An 18,334-nucleotide genomic window follows, 5' to 3' on the forward strand; every position below is an offset into this window, starting at 1 on the left:
CATGAGTTCGGCAACCCTTGATATGTCATCCCTGGGCAAGGGGCTCAAGGCTCCAGGCCCCAGCGCAACGGTTCCCGGCGGCGAGAACGTGCCTGAAAACCACCACAAGGTGCTCAAGCCATCGCTGGTGGCCATCTATGTGGTGCTGATCGTCCTGGCTGTGGTCTGGATCATTCCTGTGGTCTACACCATCACGACATCGTTCAAGTCACCCCAGGAGTTCCTGAAGAACGCCTACAATTTCCTGCCTGCGCACTGGGTCACCGTCAACTACCTGACCCTGCTGCAGGCCTCGGCCTCCTACCCGGTCTTCAACTGGCTGGGCAACTCGCTGATCATCTCGCTGTCCCATGGCATCCTGGCGGTCTGCGTGGTGGCCCTGGCAGGGTACGGCTACTCCCGCATCAATTTCAAGGGCAGGGATACGCTCTTCTTCGTCCTCCTGCTCATCTCGATGTTCCCGGGTGTGGTCAACATGATTCCCTCCTACCGCATCGTGGCCACCTTCGGCTGGATCAACTCCTACTGGTCCTGCATCATTCCCGGCTTGGGGAACGTGGCCAACATCTTCCTGGTGCGCAACTTCATGAAGGGGATCCCCAAGGAGATCGACGAGGCCGCCGAGATTGACGGCGCCGGCGACTTCCGCATCTTCCGCAGCATCATGCTGCCCTCCATCCGCCCAATCCTGATCGTGATCTTCCTGTTCGCCTTCACCGGCGCCTGGAACGACTTCCTCTGGCCCACACTGGTCTTCAACGATATCAAGAAGACCCCTGTTACGGCCGGTCTGCAGCTGCTGGGCAACCAGATGATGCAGTACAACCAGATGGGCACGCTTTGCGCGGCCACCTGCCTGGCCATCATCCCCACCCTGCTGCTCTTCGTGTTCGCCCAGCGCTACTTCCTGCAGTCGCTGAACATCACCTCGGGCCTCAAGGGCTGAATCAGGAAAGGCTACAACAATGGCAAAGGAAAACCGTAACGATCATCTGGCGGGCAAGGACGTAGCGAGCAGGAGGACCGAGAAGATCATCCTTCTGGTGGCGGCAGCCATCAACGTGATCATGGCCTCGGTCACTATGTTCATCTACTCGCCCTGGTTCAAGGATGAGGGCTATGCCATCCTCGGACGGGCCGGACGTCTGGCCGACGATATGGCCACAGTCAACGGCGCGGCCACCGTGGCCCAATCCTACGGTTTTCTGCTGCTCATTCTTGGGGCGGTCTCCTTCATTGTGGCTTTGCGGGCCATGCGGCCCTCAACAATCGTTCGAGGGGTGCAGTATTGGATGATCTTCTGCATGGTCTTTTCCTTGGCCACGGCAGATTGGCTTTCGCTGATCGCCTACGGCCTGGCCTTCGTCACCTATGTTGCCAGGAACAAGACCATCCGCCGGATCCCGTCGAGTCGAAGGTGACCAGTCCCGGGGGCATGCGGCGCCCCTGATCGCTGCGCTTCCAATTCCCTTCCCATTGTCCGAAGCCATCGGGCAAGGGGAAGGGTTTTCCGTATTTTCACCAGTCCTCTTCAGTGTGCCCAGTTGACATGATTCCATTTGAGCCTCTATACTGAGTCGAAACGATTCGATACCTCGGGTGCATCGACGGAGATGATTAGCGCCCTGCAGTCCGCCCGAAGTCGAAACCTTTCGACAAGTCGAATTGCGATAACTGGATGCAAGGATGCAAGGAAGTTAGGAGCCATCATGAAGATCAGAAGAGGGATCGGGGCGGCCTTGGCCTTGGCCATGTCGATCCTGCCACTGGCGGCCTGCGGATCGGGGGGCGATGCTCCCCAGGAAGCCCATCCGTCCAGCATCAAGATCTGGTACTACGAGGAGCCAAGCAGCGGCCAGGCCCGGGGCTGGCTGAGGGCTGCCGATATCTTTACCCGACAGACCGGCATCAAGGTGGATTTCGAGGTCAAGTCTTTCACGCAGATCGCCCAGAATGGCAGCCAGTTCCTCAACTCGGACGACGCCCCGGACGTCATGGAGTCCAATCGCGGCAACGGCTCGGCCGGGGTCCTGTCCACCCTGCAGCTGCTGACTGACCTGAAGCCCTATGTGCAGAAGTACGGCTGGGACAAGAAGGTGCGCGGCCAGGCGGCGGCGGTGGGCAAGTACGACAAGCGCGGCGTCATGGACGGGGATACCTGGTACGGGGTTTCCTCCTACGCGGAGATGCAGCGGGTCTACTACAACAAGGACCTCTTTGCCAAGTACAAGATCCCCATCCCGCAAACCTTTGACCAGTTTGTGGCTGCCCTCAAGGCCTTCAAGAGCCACGGGGTCACGCCCATAGCGGCCGATGCCCAGGAATACGGGGTGCTTTGGCTCTGGTGGCAGCTGGCCATGACCAAGGCCGATGCCCAATTCGTCGACGACTGGCAGCTCTACAAGCATCCGGTCAACTGGCGCAGCAAGCCGCTGACCTTCGCCACCAACACCATCCGCGACTGGATCGACAAGGGATACATCTCCAAAAACGCCACCGGTATGAAGGCAGAGGACACGACCACGGCCTTCATCAAGGGGACCTATCCCATCTACCAGACCGGCACCTGGAACCAGACTCGCTTCATGGAACAGGTGAAGGCCTTCGACTGGACGGCATCCATCTTCCCAGGGGCCAAGATGGTCGAGGGCTGCGCGGGCAATCTGCTGGTCATCCCGCAGAAATCCCGGCGCAAGGATGCCGCGGCCCGCTATATCAACGTGGTCCTGTCCAAGGAGGTTCAGAACTACATCGGCAACAAGGGCGGTGTGCCAGTGGCGGCCGATACGGCGGCCATCACCAACCCCAAGAGCCGTGATCTGGTCAATGAATACACCAAAGCCTCGGACGCCAGCCGGATGAGCTACTACCCCGACTACCCTGCGCCCAACCTGACCGACGCCATGCCGGCCGCCTTCCAAGAGCTGGTCAACGGCACCAAGAGCCCCGACCAGGTTCTGGACACCCTGCATAAGAACTACGACGACGGCGTCGCCCAGCTCGATCTGGATGACGACTGAGCTGCGTCAATCCGCCAAGGAGAGTACAAGCATGTCTGACACACATAGCAGGAAGAAGGCGCAGTCCCGCATCCCGGGCAGTGCGCCCTCGCGGTTCGTCCCTTATCTGATTCCCGGTCTGATAGGCATCGTGGCCATCGTCATAGTGCCCATCTTCTGGAACATCTACCTGAGCTTCACCCGTTGGAGGGGGGTGGGGCCGACCAAGTGGGTGGGTCTGCGCAACTGGCGACGGCTCATGGGCGACTCGACCTTCTGGGTCTCCTTCGGGCACACCCTCTGGATCATCGTGGCCATCGTCATCATTCCCACGGTCCTGGGCCTGCTGATTTCCTCGGCCCTGACCGACGTGATCCAGAAGAAGTTCGGCCCCCACACCTCCTCGACCCTACGGGCCCTTTACTACCTGCCCCAGGTTCTGCCTGTGGCCGTGGCCACCATCATCATGGGCTGGATCTTCCGCCCTGAAGATGGCGCGGTCAACGACCTGCTGACCAAGATCGGCCTGGGTGGATTGGCCCACAACTGGCTGGGTTCGACCACCACGGCCCTGCCCATCCTCATGGTCATCCTGATCTGGATCCAGTTGGGTTATCCCATTGTCATCTTCATGTCCGGACTGCAGCGGGTGGACCCCGAGCTCTACGAGGCGGCCAGCCTGGACGGGGCCAATTGGTGGCAGAAGTTCCGCGTCATCACCCTGCCCTCCATCATTCCCGAGCTGCTGGTGGTCATCCTCACCTCCACCATCGGCGCCCTGAAGACCTTCGCTCCGGTCTATCTGCTGACCAAGGGCGGGCCCGGCACCTCCACCATGGTTCCCTCCTACTACTCCTACAACCAGTTCTTCCAGGTACAGCAGGTGGGCTACGGCGCCGCCATCTCGACATCCCTGACCGTGGTCATCGTCATCTTCTCCATCGTCTTCACCATCGTGCAGAAGCGCGTGCAAAAGAGCATCGCCTGAGGAAGGCTAGGAAGCACATCATGAATAATCAAGCCACACTGCAAGCCGACGCCCGGGTGTCCTCCCGGCACGCCCGTAGAATCCGTACCTGGGGGGACTGGGCCGGTCTGATTCTGTTGATCGCCGGAGCCGTAATCATGCTCTTCCCTCTGCTGATCCTGGTCCTGAACGCCTTCAAGACCACTGCTGACTACAACGCCACAGGTCCCTTGTCCGTGCCCGCCCACTTCAGCATGGACGGCATCATCTCCTTCTGGAACAAGAGCAATTTCCCGCTCAAGCTGGGCAATTCACTGCTTATCTCTTTGGTGGTTGCCGTGGTCGGGGTCCTGCTTTCGGTCCTCAACTCCTTCGCCCTGGGCATTGGCAGGGTCAAGGGCAACACGGTCATCCTCCTGTTCATCATGCTGGCCAACATGGTTCCCCAGGAGGCCTTGCTCTACCCGCTCTACGTCATGTTCAAGTGGATGGGCTTCTATAACTCCCAGTGGTCCATCATCATCATCTTCACCATCATCCAGAGCGCCTACGGCACCTACCTGCTCTCCTCGGTCTACGGGACCTTCCCCCAGGCCATCCTGGAGGCGGCCACCGTCGACGGGGCCTCGCGCTGGCAGATTCTGCGCAAGATCGTGCTGCCGGTGTCCTGGTCGACCATCAGCGTCCTCTTCGTCTTCTTCTTCATCTGGACCTGGAACGAGTACATGATCCCCATGGCCTTCCTGATGAGCGAGAAGACGCAGACCATCCCGCTGGCACTGGCGACCATGCAGGGGCAGCACACCATGGCTGCCACCGATCTGGCCTCCGCCTCCCTGCTCAGCATCATTCCCACCATCATCTTCTTCATCTTCTTCCAGAGGAAGCTCTCGCAGGGGATAGTGGCTGGCGCTGTCAAGTAATCGTCGCTGCACAAGTACACTGAACAATGGCCGCCCGCTGCAAGAAGGCAAGGGAGGGGAGCGGGCGGCCCGAATATGAAAGGCAATCACAACCATGGCTATGACCATGCCGAACATCACCAACGGTCTTGAGGCGCTGACCCGCCCATCCACAGACCGCACCCGCTGCATCAACGCCGAGAACCCTCGGGGAGGCAAGGGCAGCGCAGCTATGACGGCCAGCAATCTCGGTCCATCCAGAAAGGGGACCCCCTGCCTGAGGAACATTCCTCCTGGGCAGGATATGGTTCTGGCCGACCTGTCCGGAGCGGGCGAGATCCGTCATATCTGGATGACCGTGACCGATGCCACCTCGCCCACCGGGCCCAACGTCCTGCGCAATCTGATCCTGGAATGTTACTGGGACGGCGAACAGACACCCTCCGTCTGCGTGCCTCTGGGCGATTTCTTCTGCTGCGGCCATGCCCAGGCCTGCCGGGTGGAGTCCGTGCCCGTGGCCGTCTATCCGCGCCGGGGCTTCAACTGCTACTGGCCCATGCCCTTCCATGACGGGGCCCGGATCGTCCTGCGCAACCGGCACAACGAACCCCTTGAGGCCTTCTTCTATCAGATCGACTACGTGGAGAAGGACAGATTGCCCGAGGAGGTCATGACCTTCCATGCCCAGTGGCGCCGTCAGCGGGTCACTGAACTGGGTCAGGACTACGTGATCCTGGACGGAGTGCATGGTCGGGGCTCCTACGTAGGCACCTATCTGGCTCTGACCGCCCTGGAGAGCCGCTGGTGGGGCGAGGGTGAGGTCAAGGTCTACCTGGACGGGGACAAGGACTATCCCACCTGGTGCTCCACGGGCAGTGAGGACTACTTCGGCGGTGCCTGGAGCTTTGCCGGGCAGGACCCGGATGGCCGGATGCACGAGGTCACCTATAGCGGGGCCTACATGGGATTTCCCTTCCACTCCAGGCAGTTGGACAACCGCGAATCCCAGTACTGGGATGCTGACACCCCGGTGACCAGAGGGTTCTACCGTTGGCACATCCCCGACCCCATTATTTTCAGCAGCGACATCAAGGTGACCTTGCAACAGATAGGCGTGGACGAACAGGGCTACTTCGAGCGTCAGGACGACCTGGCCAGCGTGGCCTACTGGTACCAGCAGGAGCCCCACCAGCCCTTCCCGCACAATGTGCTGGTGACAGGGGAGCGGGATCGCCGGCCCCGTTGAGCGGCTCTGGGGGTCTCCAGCCTCTATCGGCTGATGGAGGAGCGGTCAATCAGCCTGGGGCGCTCCAGTTGGACTCGACCGGCCAGGGAAACCCCCTCCTCCACAGCCTGGGTCAGCAGATCCGCGGCCTTGGCACACAGTGAGCGGGGTGTAAGGGGCATCTCAGAGATGCCTTGAAGCTCAAGAGTGGTGCTGACCTTGCCTGCGGCGCAGGACAGAACAGCCACATCGTCGGGAATGCTCACACCGTCCGAGCGCATGCGGACCACCACGGTGTCAAGCAGAGAGGGGCGAATCTGGCCGATCAGGCCATCGATGCGACCATGATGGATGATGTCCAGCACCTGCTGGGTGTAGGCCAGATCGCTGCCGGTAGGCCCAGGCTGAAGCTGCAGGTCCATGCCCAGGCGGCGGGCCCAGGTCTTGAGACTGCGCAGCAGGATAAGACGGAAGCCGGACCCGCGCCGGTATTCGCCCTCCAGATCCTCCAAAAAGAGCAGGCGTTTGCGTCCGGCTCGGGCCATGGCTTCCACCGCCATGCGTCCCATCAGGTCGAAGTCCAGATCCACGCAGGCGCAGGCTGCGTGTTCTCGAGGCACTCCCAAGGCAACGCAGGGACGTCCGTATGAGGAGGCCTGGGCGGCACGGATGTCATCGTCCACCAGATCCATCAGGACCACGCCGTCGGCCAGATTGCTACGGGTGACCCGCCGAATATCTTCGACGCCGTTCTCAGCGGTCAGCAGTAGGGAGTCATAGCCACGAGCGTGCTCGCAGCTGGCCATCTCGATGAAGTAGTCCGCGTAGGAGGCCCGGTTCTGCCCGGGGCGCAGAGGGGCGCTCAGGGCGACGATCTGATTGCGCTTGGCTCGCAGCATCCGGGCGCCGGCATCCGGGGCGTAGTCCAATTCGTCGGCGGCCTGCATGATTCGGTGGTAGGTTTCCGGAGAGACGGGACGCTTGCCGGAGAAGGCATAGGAGACTGTGCTGACCGAGACCCCGGCTCTCCTGGCGACGTCGCGTATGTCGGACATGGGTTCAGCGGCTCAGATCCCAGGTGCTGCCAGCGGGCGTGTCCGCCACGGCTACGCCAGCCGCCGACAGCTGGTCCCGGATGGCATCGGCACGGGCGAAGTCATGATCTTTCCGTGCTTGTTCGCGTTCCAGCAACTGCTGGCCTACCAGGGTATCCAAGGTCCTCATAGCCCGATCGTCCTGGTCGGATGCGGTTCCTGCCCAGTGGGGATCGAGGGGATCAAGTCCGAAGACATCCAGCATGGCCCTGACCTGAAGCAGGGCGTTGGACAGCCACTTCCGGTCCAGAGCTGCCGGGTCCGCATCCATTGCCGCGTTGGCTTGACGGATCAGTGCATAGAGGGCAGCCAGGCCGCCTGACACGTTGATGTCGTCATTCATGGCCTGTACGAAGTCCTCTGGCAGATTGTCCGCGCCCAGTCCCGCCACGCGGTCACGCTCGGGCTGTGCTCCCAGGATCCGACCGGCCCGGTCCACGAAGTTGCTGATGCGATCGTAGGCGCCCTGAGCCTCCTGAAGGGACTGGTCGGACCATTCCAGCATGGACCGGTACTGCACCGAGACCAGAGCGTAGCGCACCACCCAGGCCGGATGCTGCGAGAGCACCTGGTCCACGGACAGTCCGTTGCCCAGAGACTTGCTCATTTTTTTCGCCCTTCTGGGTCACCCAAGCCGTGTGCATCCATCGATGGGCGAATCCCCAGCCTGCCGCGTGCGACTGGGCCATCTCGTTCTCGTGGTGGGGGAATCGCAGGTCCAGGCCGCCTCCGTGGATGTCGAAATCCGCACCCAGATAGCGGTGGCTCATGGCTGAGCATTCCAGATGCCAGCCCGGCCGACCTGTGCCGAAGGGTGTTTGCCAGCGAGCCGTGGGCGGATCGGTGGGCTTGGGTGCCTTCCACAGTGCGAAGTCGCGGGGATCACGCTTGCCGGGCTCCTCATCGGCGTCGGTATTCTGCCCATCGGTGTCGATGCTGGGTCCCAGCCGGTCGTTGGCGGCGGCCTGTTCGTCGGCGGGCTGGGTGCCGGTCTGCTGGTGGGTCAGGGCACCATATTCGGGCCAGGAGGCCACGTCGAAGTAGACGTTGCCTGATGGGCGACCCTGTTCGTCGGGCACCACATAGGCATGGCCGCGGTCGATGATGCGCTGTATCAGATCGATCATCTCGGGGATGTGTCCGGTGGCTCTGGGCTCGTAGGTGGGCGGTAGGACCCCCATGGTCTCGTAGGCATGGGTGAATTCGCGCTCGTAGATGTAGGCCCGTTCCCACCAGCGCTGGCCGTTGGCCGCCGCCTTGGTCAGGATCTTGTCGTCGATGTCAGTCACGTTCCTGATCAGGGTCACCTGGTATCCCAGCCTGAGCAGCCAGCGGCGGATGACGTCGAAGGCCAGCGTGGTCCTGATATGGCCAATGTGGGGTGAGCTCTGCACCGTGGCCCCACACACGTAGATGCCAACCTTGCCCGGTTCGATGGGCTGGAAAGGGGTCACCTTGTGATCAGCCGTGTCATACAGACGCAGACCAGCTGCGGCCAGACTGACTGAAGCCTTGGAATCATGCGGTTGCGAACTCGTGTCCATACCCTTGAGCCTATCAAGGCTTGCTGACTGTCCAAGCGGAAATGCCGAGCCTACGGACCCGGTCCGAGGGCATATGTGCAAGAATGGAATCATGGCGAAACCTAGGGTGCTGGTGCTCCAGCATGTGGATTGGGAAAAGCCAGGTCGCATTCTCGATAACCTCCAGGAGTGCGGTCTGGACACCGAGATCACCAATATCGTGGATGAGAAAAAGCCCAAGCTGCCGCGCTCGCGTGAGTTGGCGGGGCTGGTCATCATGGGCGGGCCCATGTCGGCTGACGACTACGCGCAACACCCCGGACTCAAGGCGGAGACCAAGCTGGCCAAGGCAGCAATGGCTGCCAACAAGCCCATTCTCGGAATCTGCCTGGGGCATCAGATTGTGGCGCGGGCCCTGGGAGGCACCCTGATGAAGGACCAGGAGCCCGAATACGGCATGGGGCCCATCCGCTGGGTGGGGCAGGACGACGACGTGGCCATGTGGAGCAAGAACACGGACGTGTTGCACTGGCATGCCGACCAGGTCACCCTGCCGCCTGGGGCCAAGCTCCTGGCCCGCTCCCAGGCAACCAAGGTTCAGGCTTTTCGGCTGGGGTCGGCCCTGGGCCTGCAGTTCCACCTGGAGGTGACGGCGCCCCTCTTCGAGGAGTGGATGCAGGTGCCGAGCATGATCGGAACGATGAAGAAGTCCAAGATTGCTAAAATGCGCGACGAATTTATCAAAGGGATGCCGCAGATGCAGCCTCTGGCCGACGCAATCTTCTCTGCCTTTGCGGCCCGGTGCTCGACCCAGGCCGCTCAGCTGGCTGTTGCCTGAGGCTATTCCAGCTCCTCCCCGATGGTCAGCCACTCCTCCTCCAGCTGGTCTGACTGTCCGGTCAGATCCTTGAGCTTGCTGTTGAGTTCGTTAAGGCCCTGGTAGTCGCCGGGGTCATGCTCGGCCATCTGCCGTTCAAGATCCTTGCGCTGATCGGCAAGCTTGGCCAGCTTGCGTTCGATGGCAGAGGCCTGCTTACTCAGATTCCGTTTGGCAACTCGTTCGGCCTTGGCTTGATTGGGGTCTCCGGTCTGCTTGGCTGATGCCCGGCCCGGTGCATCCGCTGCCTCCCGGTCGGCCGAATCGACCATATCCAGGTAGTCCTGAACACCGCCGGGCAGATGAACCACCTTGCCGTTGATCAGCGCGAACTGCTGGTCAGTCACCCGCTCCAGCAGGTAGCGATCATGGGAGACCACGATTAGGGTGCCCGGCCATGAGTCCAGCATGTCCTCCATGACGGCCAGCATGTCGGTATCCAGGTCGTTGCCTGGCTCGTCCATGATCAGCACGTTGGGTTCGTCCAGCAGGATGAGCAGGAGCTGCATGCGGCGCTTCTGCCCGCCAGACAGGTCGCTGATCCTGGTCATCAGCTGGGAGCTTTCAAAGCCCAGGCGCTCCATCAATTGGCTCGGGGACACCTCCTTGCCTTCCACCAGATAGGTGGGCTTGTAACGGCTGAGGACCTCCTTGATCCGATAGCGGCCCAGCTTCTCCAGCTCGTCCAGACGCTGGGTCAGCACCGCAAAGCGGACCGTCTTGCCGACCTTGACGTGGCCTGCCGTGGGAGCCACGCTGCCGTCAATCAGACCCAGCAGGGTGGACTTGCCCGCTCCGTTGGCGCCTACGATGCCGAACCGGTCGCCAGGGCCGATCAGCCAGGTCACGTCGTCCAGGACCTTGCGTCCGCTGATGGTGAGGGTGTCTGCCGCTGCAGTGCCCGGTCGGTCCTTGCCGGGATCTGCGGCCACGGTCACAGAGCCCATCAGAGGGCGTTCGGCATGAGGGGAGGGGACCCGGTCGTCCTTGTTTCCATCGGCATCGGAGTCGGCCCCTGGATAGATCTTGGTCACGTCGACCAGGTCCACCACCTGCTTGCCAAGGCGGGAGGTGGCCATCCGCTTGAGTTCCAGGCTGTTGCGCATGGGAGGCACGTCCGCGATTAGTTCCTGGGCGGCCTTGACATGGAACTTCTGCTTGGTTGAGCGGGCCCGGGCGCCTCGGGTCAGCCAGGCCAGTTCCTTGCGGGCCAGGTTGCGACGCTTGGTCTCGGCCAGATCCGCCTGGCGCTCGCGCTCAACCCTTTGGAGCATGTAGGCGCTGTAGCCGCCCTCGAAGGGGTCGATGGTTCCGTCATGTACCTCCCACATGGAGGTGCAGACCTCGTCCAGGAACCAGCGGTCGTGGGTGACCAGCAGGAGGGCTCCGGAATTCTTGGCCCAGCGGTTCTTCAGGTGCTCGGCCAGCCAGTGGATGGTGAGCAGATCCAGATGATTGGTCGGCTCATCCAGGGCCAGGATGTCCCAATCCCGCAGCAGCAACCGGGCCAGGTCCACCCTGCGGCGCTGACCACCGGACAGGGTGCCCACCTTGTCTTCCAGCTCCATGCCGCCCAGGAGGGACTCCACGATTTCGCGGGATCTGGGGTCGGCAGCCCACTCGTAGTCTTGGCGATTCTCCAGGGCCGCCTTGCGGACCGTGTCCTCGTCCTTCAGGGGATCGCGCTGGTCCAGCATGCCGAAGGTGAGTCCATTGCGCATGGTCACCCGGCCCTGATCGGGTTCCTGGGTGCCCTTCAGCAGGTGCAGCAGGGTGGACTTGCCGTCGCCGTTTCGGCCAACGATGCCGATCCGGTCACCCTCGAAGATGCCCTGCGTCACATCCGTAAAGATGGTTTTGGTGGCGAAGGATAGAGCGACGTGTTCCAGACCGAGATCATAGATGGGCATGATTCCCCAATCTACCGCCAGCCTTGGATGGAATGAGCTGTGGGCTTTTCGGTGGGAAAAGGGATTATTGGTCTTGGTCGTTCTCCTGGTCACGCTGACGAATTCTGTCCAGGTAACCGGTTTTGTCCGCATCGGTGATGGGCCGCAGAACAGTGCAGGGATTGCCGACCGCAACTACCCGATCCGGTATGTCATGGGTGACGACGGACCCCGCCCCGATGACGGCTCCACGGCCAATCCGTACGCCGCCCAGGACAACCACGTGACCGCCCAGCCAGGCACCCTGGCAGATTTCGATGGGTCGGGCCTGGCAGGCGCCAGCCTTCCGTTCCTCATAGTCCAAGGCATGGTTGGTGCAGAAGAGCCCTGCGCCGGGGCCTATCCACACGTTCCTGCCTATGGTGATCGGAGCGTTGTCCAGCATGACGGCCCCGTAATTGATCAGCGTCTGACTGGCGATCCGTATGTTGCAGCCCACCTCGCATCTGAAGTCCGGATTGATGACGACATCCTGCCCCACCTGTCCGAGCAGGTCTTCCAGAATCCTTCGTCGTTCCTGCTTCTGCCTGGGGCCGGTCCTGTTGTATTCCTGGAAGAGGGTCTCGGCCCGTTCCCTTTGGCGATCGATGTCGGGATGGGTGTCCTGATAGACCTGACCGGATACCATCCGCTCCCACTCGATTCGGCCCGTCCGACTCATTCCTGCAGTCACATCGTCAGTCATGCGCACCACCTTCCAGGATTACAGGACCAGTCAGCGGTCGGTGATCTGGGAACCCAGTACCTTCTCGCTTAGGGCCCGGGGACCTCGGGTAACGGCTACAGCGCCCGAACGAACCAGCTCGATGATGCCGAAGGGCCGCAACAGCCGCAGCAGGGCCTCCAGTTTGCCTTCGGCTCCGGTGGCTTCGATGGTCAGGGACTCGGGGTGGACGTCGACCACGCGCACACGGAAGAGTTTGACAATCTCCAGCACGTCGGAGCGGTTGCGCTCGTTGGCCTTGACCTTGATCATGACCAGCTCGCGCTCCACGGCCTCGTCGCCCTTGAGCTCGACGATCTTGAGCACGTGAAGGAGCTTGTTGAGCTGCTTGATGATCTGCTCCAGGGGGACGGCCTCCACGTCTGCCGTGACCGTAATCCGGGAAATATCGTCCCGCTCCGTGGATGAGACCGACAGGGAGTTGATGTTGAAGGCGCGCCGGGCGAACAGGCCGGCCACCCTGGCCAGGACGCCGGGACGGTTCTCGACCAGGACGGAAAGGGTATGCCGTTCGGAACCGGGCTTGGATGCTGGATAATTGGCCATGTGGAGCCCCTCTCCTACTTGTTCATGCGACCGGCGGCGTCGCTGGCCATGGCTGCCCGGTCGGCTCCGGTCTGCTCGCGCGGTTCGGCCTGCTCCTGCTCCGGACGGATGCCGGCCAGGGGCTGCACGCCCGGCTTGTAGATGATGGTGTCATTGGAGGCGCCTGCCGGGACCATGGGCCAGACCATGGCATCCTTCCAGACGCGGAAGTCAATGAGGACCGGCCGGTCGGTCACCGCGTTGGCCTTATCAATGGCCTCCAGGGCCTGTTCCTGGGTAAAGGCACGCAGTCCCAGGCAGCCATAGGCCTCGGCCAGCTTGACGAAGTCGGGGATGCCGTTGCCGTTTGTGGGCTTGGCGCCGCCGTCCTCCAGGTTGGTCTGGGAGTAGTGGCTGCCGTAGAAGAGGGTCTGCCACTGACGGACCATGCCGTAGACCGAGTTGTTGAGTATGGCGATGCGGATGGGCAGTCCCGCCTGCCCGGCCGTGGCCAGTTCCTCGGAGGTCATCTGGAAGGAGCCGTCCCCATCGATCAGCCAGACGGGCCTCGGATCATCCTCTTCTCGGGTGCCGATTGCGGCGCCGATTGAGGCGGGCAAGCCATAGCCCATGGTCCCAAGCCCGCAGGAGGAGACCCAGGAGCGGGTGCGTTCAAAGTCGATGAACTGGCTGGCCCACATCTGATGCTGACCCACGCCGGATACCCAGATGGTATTTGGGTCGGCCTTGTTGCTCAGGGTCTGGACCACCCACTGAGGGGCCAGGGTGCCATCCGGGCTGGGTTCAAAGGTGGTGGGGTAGTCGTGCCGCCACCCGTCGATCAGCCGCCACCAGGGCTTGAGGTCGGGCTTGCCCCAGGTACGCTGGGCGGCCTTGAGCGCCGGGATCAGGTCATCCAGTACCTGGCCCACGTCTCCAACGATGGGTACATCCGCCTGCCGGTTCTTGCCGATTTCGGCCGGGTCGATGTCGATGTGGATGACCCGGGCCACCGGTGCGAAGTCTTCCAGGCTGCCGGTCACCCGGTCATCGAAGCGTGTGCCCACGGCCACCAGCAGGTCTGAATGCTGGATTGCCCCGTTTGCAGCCACTGTGCCGTGCATGCCAGGCATCCCCAGAACTGCTGGATCGGAGTCGGGCACGATGCCACGCGCAGGCAGGGTGGTGACCATGGGGGCACCGGTGGCTCGAACGAGTTCCTGGACCTGCCGACGGGCGTTTGACCGGACTGCGCCGCCGCCCACATAGAGGACGGGCCTGTGCGACTGGACCAGGAGCCGGGCGGCATCGTCCAGGACGTGCCCGTGGGCTCGCGTCACCGGGTTGTATCCGGGCAGGATCATCTCCTGGGGCCAGGAGTAAAGCATTTTACCGTTCTGGGCCGTCTTGCTCAGGTCCACCACTACCGGGCCGGGCCTTCCCGAGCGTGCGATGTGGTAGGCCTCGGTCATGACCCGGGGAATGTCCTGGGCCTTGGTCACCAGATAGGAGTGCTTGGCCACCGGGTAGGTGATGCCCACAATGTCGGCCTCCTGGAAGGCGTCGGTGCCGATGGAGTCCACACCCACCTGGCCGGTCACCACTACCAGGGGAACCGAATCCATCATGGCATCGGCTATGGGGGTGACCATGTTGGTGGCTCCGGGTCCGGAGGTCACCAGGCAGACCCCCACCTTGCCCGTGGAGACGGCATAGCCCTCGGCTGCGTGGCCGGCTGCCTGCTCGTGGCGGGTCAGTGTGAAGTTGAAGCGTACCTGATCGTCAATGGCGTCGTAGGCGGGCAGAATAGCGCCTCCTGGAACGCCGAAGACCTGGGTGACCCCCAGATCCTCCAGGGACCGAATCAGCGCCTGGGCTCCCGTCATGGGTTCGCCTTGGGCGGGGACATCCTTGTCGTCATGGTCCCAGTTCTTGGGTACTGAGCTGAATGCTTGCAGAGGTGTCGGCAGACTCATGTTTCCTCTCGACCTCCAGACTGCGCGCCGACCTGCGGCCGTGCATGTCGAAATACGAACCTGTCGGAGCGTCGGCGGGGTGGGCGGACGAATCCCGATCAGGAGGAGGCACCTGTGCCGTTCGTGACGGCGTGCCTCCGGGTTATGCCCACAGTCTAAACAGGGGTCTGGTCGGCGCGTTGGCGCAGTACCGCATGCCGGAATTCCGACAGGAACTTCAGGCTGATTGCTCGGCGCGTAGGGTTGCAAGCAGATCCTGGTCGTCCAGCCGCTTCCACCCCTGGGCGGCAGCAGCCAGCTGGGCCTTCCGCTTGCTGCTGGCCTGGCCCTTGCCGATCACGGTCCCGCCGTCCTCAAGACGCAGCTCGGCGGTAAAGATCTGGGCGTATTCCGGCCCGGAGACCGCCATGGCGTACCGGGGTTCGCCCAAGCCCAGTTTGTGGGCCTTGACGGTAATCGAGGTCTTCCAATCCAGTGCCGGCCCCTCGGTGGCCACCTCGGCCAGTGTGTCGTCAAGAAGGGTATGGACCGTGGTCCTGGCCCCCTCGATGCCGTGCTCCACAAAGACCGACCCGATCAGTGATTCGACGGTGTCACAGAGTATGGAGTCCTTATCGGACCCGCCGTTCTCACTCTCGCCCCGGCCCAGAAGAATATACTGCCCCAGATGCAGCTTCTCCCGGGCGATGGCCGACAGGGCCTCCTCGGAGACCGCCTTGGCCCGCATCTTGGCCAGCTGGCCCTCGGTCATGTCCGGATGAACCTTGTATAAGGTCTCGGTGGCCACCAGTTCCAGAACCGCATCGCCCAGGAACTCCAGCCGCTCGTTGTTGGGCATGCCTGGGTGCTCATGGGCGAAGGAGCGATGGGTCAGGGCGTGTACCAGCAGCTCCGGGCTGATCCTGCCGCCCAGGGCCTGGAAGAGTTCCTCAGCCGCCTGGTTGCCGGGATCCACCTGCTCCTGTTCCTCCTGCTGCATATGGTCTTCCTGATCCTTCCTGGAGTGCCCTTCCTGCATGGCCATTCTCGCTTTCTCGGCCCTTTCGCCTGATGATATGGAAAAACCCCTGCCACCCGTCGATGGCCGGGGTTCTCTCATTGCGTTCTGATCGCCAGTCGGCTCACTTGCTGAACTGCGAACGGATGGCGTCGCGGTAGACGCGCCCGCGGTACATGCCGCAGCTGGGGCATGCCATGTGCGGCAGCGTAGGAGCTCCGCAGTTGGGGCAGGTCACCGTAGCGGCGGCCTGGGTCTTCCAGTTGGCGCGCCGGGAATGGGTGTTGGCGCGCGAGGTCTTGTACTTTGGCAGTGCCATATTGTCCTCTGTTTCGATCGAATACTTCGAGCTTAAGCGTAGAGCAGTCTACCGCAACCTCCGGTCATTCGCCAGCCTGGCCGGCGCTGCCGGGATTCTCCTCCTGCTCCAGACGCTGTTTGAGTCCCTCAAGGGCCGCCCAGCGGTCATCGATTATCTCGTGGCGGTGATCGGGATGGTCATTCAAATCCATGCCGCACTGGGGGCACAGGCCCCGGCAGTCGGGCCGGCACAGGGGCTGCAGGGGGAGGGCCTCCACCAGGGTGTCGCGCAGCAGGGCCTCCAGATCCATGAAGGCGCCTCCGCTGACCAGAGGATAGGTCTGGCCGCCAGCTTCTTCCTCCTGCTCGGCTAGGATTTCCTCCTTGCCATGGGTCGGCTCCGGTTCGGGCTCCTTGTAGGGGAAGAAGACCACCGGGTCGTCCTTGATGCTGGTATTGACGGGCCTCAGGCAGCGGGTGCATTCAGTCTTCAGGGGCACGCTGATATGGGCCTGCAACAGGAGTCCGTCCACCAGGGAGTCGATGTCGCCCTCCACATGCACGGGCGTTCCTGCCGGGATGCCCACTACCTGGTCGCCGATGCCCTCCGGAGCTGGAAAATCACGGTCCACCCGGGTGCTCTGCCCTGCCCGCGTCGACACCTGGGCCACTGAAACCGCCCAGGGGGAATCCTCCGGTCTGCTCATCCCTGTGCCTCCTCTCCTTGGTCCGAGACTGACGCGTTCATGCTACGCGCCGCCTCCTGCTCACGCTGGTGGAGAACCTCCAGGCCGGCACGCACATCCTGGCTCATCTTGCCCAGCTGGGTATCAAGCTCGCCCATGACCTGGGCGGCATACCCATCAGCTCCCTGGACCAGACGGTCTGCCTGGGACTGGGCCGTGTCGATGATGGTCTGGGCCTTCTGCCGGGCTATGGCCACTACATTCTCTTGACCAGCCAGGAAGCGAGCCTGCTCGCCGGCCTCCTTGACGATGTCCGCAGCCCGACTCTGGGCATCGGATATGGTGGCGTTGGCCTGGGTCTGAGCCGTGTTCAGCCGACGCTCCGCCTCCCTCATGAGCGCCGAGGCCCGCTCCAGTTGCACTGGCAGCATTTTCTTGAGCTCGTTCAGGTCATCGGCCAGCTCGTCTCGGTCCACCTTGACCAGTCCCGGACTAAAAATTGGGGCCTTGGCCTCGTCCAGCATGGCCTGAATCCGGTCGATGATGTCATAGACGGTGGTGAATTCCGATCTGGGGTTCCCGCTCTCGCTTCGATCCTCCTGCAGGTCGGGCAGGTCCTTCATGTCGACTGCGGGCTTGGGAGCGCTCGCTCTGGTCGAGTCGTCGATAGGCTCGCCATCGTCCCTTTCCTGGGTCTGCTCGTTCATCATTGGCTCTTTTCCGTGTGCGGTGTGTCCCTATGCAATGTGCCTATCAGCGCGTCCACGACGCTGTCGGGGACCATGCCGGTGATGTCCCCTCCATGCCTTGCCACGTCCTTGACGATGGTGCTGGAGATATGTTCCCTCACCGGATCGGCTGGCAGGAAGAGCGTTTCCACCCCGGACAGCTTGCGATTGACCAGGGCCATGCCCAGCTCGGCCTCATAGTCCCCGTTCTGCCTCAGTCCCTTGACGATGACCGAGGCGCCCACCTTACGGCAGTAGTCGGTGATCAGGCCATCGGTGGAGGCTACGGTGATATTCGGGTACCCGTCCTCGTCCAGGGCCCGGCGGATCATGGCCACCCGCTCCTGTTCGCTGAACATGGGGGTCTTGGCGGCGTTGACGGCCACAACCACGTGGACCGTCTCAAAGAAGCAGGCGCAGCGTTCGATCACGTCCATGTGGCCGGAGGTGACCGGATCGTATGAGCCAGGGCATACAGCGATAGTCATGATTCTCAGCGTAGCGCGTCATAGGGAGCGAACGTGTAGCTCGCCGCCGTACCATGGTGTCATGACTGCAAGCAAGAGCATTCGCATGGAAGATCCGGAGCGAGAGCAGAACCCCGACCAGGGTACTGGCACGGCCGTGCTGGACCGTCCGGACACCGAGACCGCCGAGAAGACCCGGCTGAACGATCAGGGCGATGCCGACAGGTTCGCCCACTACGTCTCCCGTGAGCGCATCGCCGAGTCCAAGCTGACCGGTCGGCCTGTCGTGGCTCTCTGTGGCAAGGTCTGGGTGCCTAAGCATGACCCCTCCCAGTACCCGGTCTGCCCGGACTGCAAGCGCATCTACGAACAGATGACCGGCGGCAGCCACTGAG

The 18,334-nt window shown here is 62.4% G+C and carries 18 protein-coding genes and 1 pseudogene; 8 read left to right on the plus strand and 11 right to left on the minus strand.

The window, feature by feature from the left end; translation table 11 throughout:
- Window position 1 precedes the first annotated feature (1 nt).
- The 6 genes from P272_RS0101025 (at window position 2) to P272_RS0101050 (ending at window position 6,114) form a co-directional block, all read left to right on the plus strand.
- Window positions 2–946, plus strand: a complete 945-nt coding sequence (locus P272_RS0101025) for a carbohydrate ABC transporter permease (RefSeq protein ID WP_229281629.1) — start codon at window positions 2–4, stop codon at window positions 944–946.
- A gap of 19 nt (window positions 947–965) precedes the next feature.
- Window positions 966–1,421, plus strand: coding sequence for a hypothetical protein (locus P272_RS0101030; protein WP_029677716.1), 456 nt, complete (start codon window positions 966–968; stop codon window positions 1,419–1,421).
- A 288-nt stretch (window positions 1,422–1,709) separates the two neighbouring features.
- Window positions 1,710–3,020 carry an ABC transporter substrate-binding protein gene (locus P272_RS0101035; protein WP_029677717.1) on the plus strand — a complete coding sequence of 437 codons (1,311 nt, stop codon included), beginning with the start codon at window positions 1,710–1,712 and terminating at the stop codon, window positions 3,018–3,020.
- A gap of 31 nt (window positions 3,021–3,051) precedes the next feature.
- Window positions 3,052–3,987, plus strand: coding sequence for a carbohydrate ABC transporter permease (locus tag P272_RS0101040; RefSeq protein ID WP_024627639.1), 936 nt, complete (start codon window positions 3,052–3,054; stop codon window positions 3,985–3,987).
- Window positions 3,988–4,007: 20 nt separating this feature from the next.
- Entirely contained in the window at window positions 4,008–4,889 is an 882-nt protein-coding gene (locus P272_RS0101045) for a carbohydrate ABC transporter permease (protein WP_029677718.1), read from the plus strand.
- A 94-nt stretch (window positions 4,890–4,983) separates the two neighbouring features.
- Window positions 4,984–6,114: a glycoside hydrolase family 172 protein gene (locus P272_RS0101050; RefSeq protein WP_029677719.1), complete on the plus strand. Its 1,131-nt coding sequence runs from the start codon at window positions 4,984–4,986 to the stop codon at window positions 6,112–6,114.
- Window positions 6,115–6,137: 23 nt separating this feature from the next.
- Here the strand turns inward: P272_RS0101050 and P272_RS0101055 are convergent, their stop codons facing one another.
- Window positions 6,138–7,148, minus strand: a complete 1,011-nt coding sequence (locus tag P272_RS0101055) for a LacI family DNA-binding transcriptional regulator (RefSeq protein ID WP_029677720.1) — start codon at window positions 7,146–7,148, stop codon at window positions 6,138–6,140.
- Between the two features lie 4 nt (window positions 7,149–7,152).
- Window positions 7,153–8,731 (minus strand): annotated as a pseudogene (gene cysS, locus P272_RS08540) (cysteine--tRNA ligase).
- Between the two features lie 91 nt (window positions 8,732–8,822).
- Here cysS and P272_RS0101065 point away from each other — a divergent pair.
- Window positions 8,823–9,548 (plus strand): type 1 glutamine amidotransferase, encoded by a 726-nt coding sequence (locus P272_RS0101065; protein WP_029677721.1) that lies wholly within the window; start codon window positions 8,823–8,825, stop codon window positions 9,546–9,548.
- 2 nt (window positions 9,549–9,550) lie between these two features.
- Here the strand turns inward: P272_RS0101065 and P272_RS0101070 are convergent, their stop codons facing one another.
- The 9 genes from P272_RS0101070 to coaD all read right to left on the minus strand — a co-directional run bounded on the left by P272_RS0101070 (window position 9,551) and on the right by coaD (window position 17,960).
- Window positions 9,551–11,497 carry an ABC-F family ATP-binding cassette domain-containing protein gene (locus tag P272_RS0101070; RefSeq protein WP_029677722.1) on the minus strand — a complete coding sequence of 649 codons (1,947 nt, stop codon included), beginning with the start codon at window positions 11,495–11,497 and terminating at the stop codon, window positions 9,551–9,553.
- Between the two features lie 64 nt (window positions 11,498–11,561).
- Complete coding sequence (locus P272_RS0101075; RefSeq protein ID WP_052323078.1) at window positions 11,562–12,221, minus strand: sugar O-acetyltransferase; 660 nt, start codon at window positions 12,219–12,221, stop codon at window positions 11,562–11,564.
- A 30-nt stretch (window positions 12,222–12,251) separates the two neighbouring features.
- The gene (gene ilvN / locus P272_RS0101080) at window positions 12,252–12,806 is read right to left on the minus strand and encodes an acetolactate synthase small subunit (RefSeq protein ID WP_029677724.1); all 555 of its coding nucleotides are present in this window, start codon (window positions 12,804–12,806) and stop codon (window positions 12,252–12,254) included.
- Window positions 12,807–12,820: 14 nt separating this feature from the next.
- Window positions 12,821–14,761: an acetolactate synthase large subunit gene (locus tag P272_RS0101085; RefSeq protein WP_029677725.1), complete on the minus strand. Its 1,941-nt coding sequence runs from the start codon at window positions 14,759–14,761 to the stop codon at window positions 12,821–12,823.
- Between the two features lie 217 nt (window positions 14,762–14,978).
- Complete coding sequence (gene rnc / locus P272_RS0101090; protein ID WP_029677726.1) at window positions 14,979–15,740, minus strand: ribonuclease III; 762 nt, start codon at window positions 15,738–15,740, stop codon at window positions 14,979–14,981.
- A 142-nt stretch (window positions 15,741–15,882) separates the two neighbouring features.
- Window positions 15,883–16,077, minus strand: coding sequence for a 50S ribosomal protein L32 (gene rpmF / locus P272_RS0101095; RefSeq protein ID WP_029677727.1), 195 nt, complete (start codon window positions 16,075–16,077; stop codon window positions 15,883–15,885).
- Window positions 16,078–16,141: 64 nt separating this feature from the next.
- A complete protein-coding gene (locus P272_RS0101100; protein ID WP_029677728.1) occupies window positions 16,142–16,765 on the minus strand; it encodes a YceD family protein in 624 nt (207 codons plus the stop codon).
- The gene (locus P272_RS0101105; RefSeq protein ID WP_029677730.1) at window positions 16,762–17,454 is read right to left on the minus strand and encodes a cell division protein; all 693 of its coding nucleotides are present in this window, start codon (window positions 17,452–17,454) and stop codon (window positions 16,762–16,764) included. Before P272_RS0101105 ends, P272_RS0101100 begins: the two co-directional genes overlap by 4 nt.
- Complete coding sequence (gene coaD / locus P272_RS0101110; RefSeq protein ID WP_029677731.1) at window positions 17,451–17,960, minus strand: pantetheine-phosphate adenylyltransferase; 510 nt, start codon at window positions 17,958–17,960, stop codon at window positions 17,451–17,453. Before coaD ends, P272_RS0101105 begins: the two co-directional genes overlap by 4 nt.
- A gap of 61 nt (window positions 17,961–18,021) precedes the next feature.
- Between coaD and P272_RS0101115 the strand changes: the two genes are divergently transcribed.
- The gene (locus P272_RS0101115; RefSeq protein ID WP_024627652.1) at window positions 18,022–18,333 is read left to right on the plus strand and encodes a DUF3039 domain-containing protein; all 312 of its coding nucleotides are present in this window, start codon (window positions 18,022–18,024) and stop codon (window positions 18,331–18,333) included.
- Window position 18,334: the final 1 nt, after the last annotated feature.

Origin of the sequence: Bifidobacterium sp. 7101 (assembly GCF_000499285.1) — a bacterium.
Classification (GTDB): domain Bacteria; phylum Actinomycetota; class Actinomycetes; order Actinomycetales; family Bifidobacteriaceae; genus Bombiscardovia; species Bombiscardovia apis_A.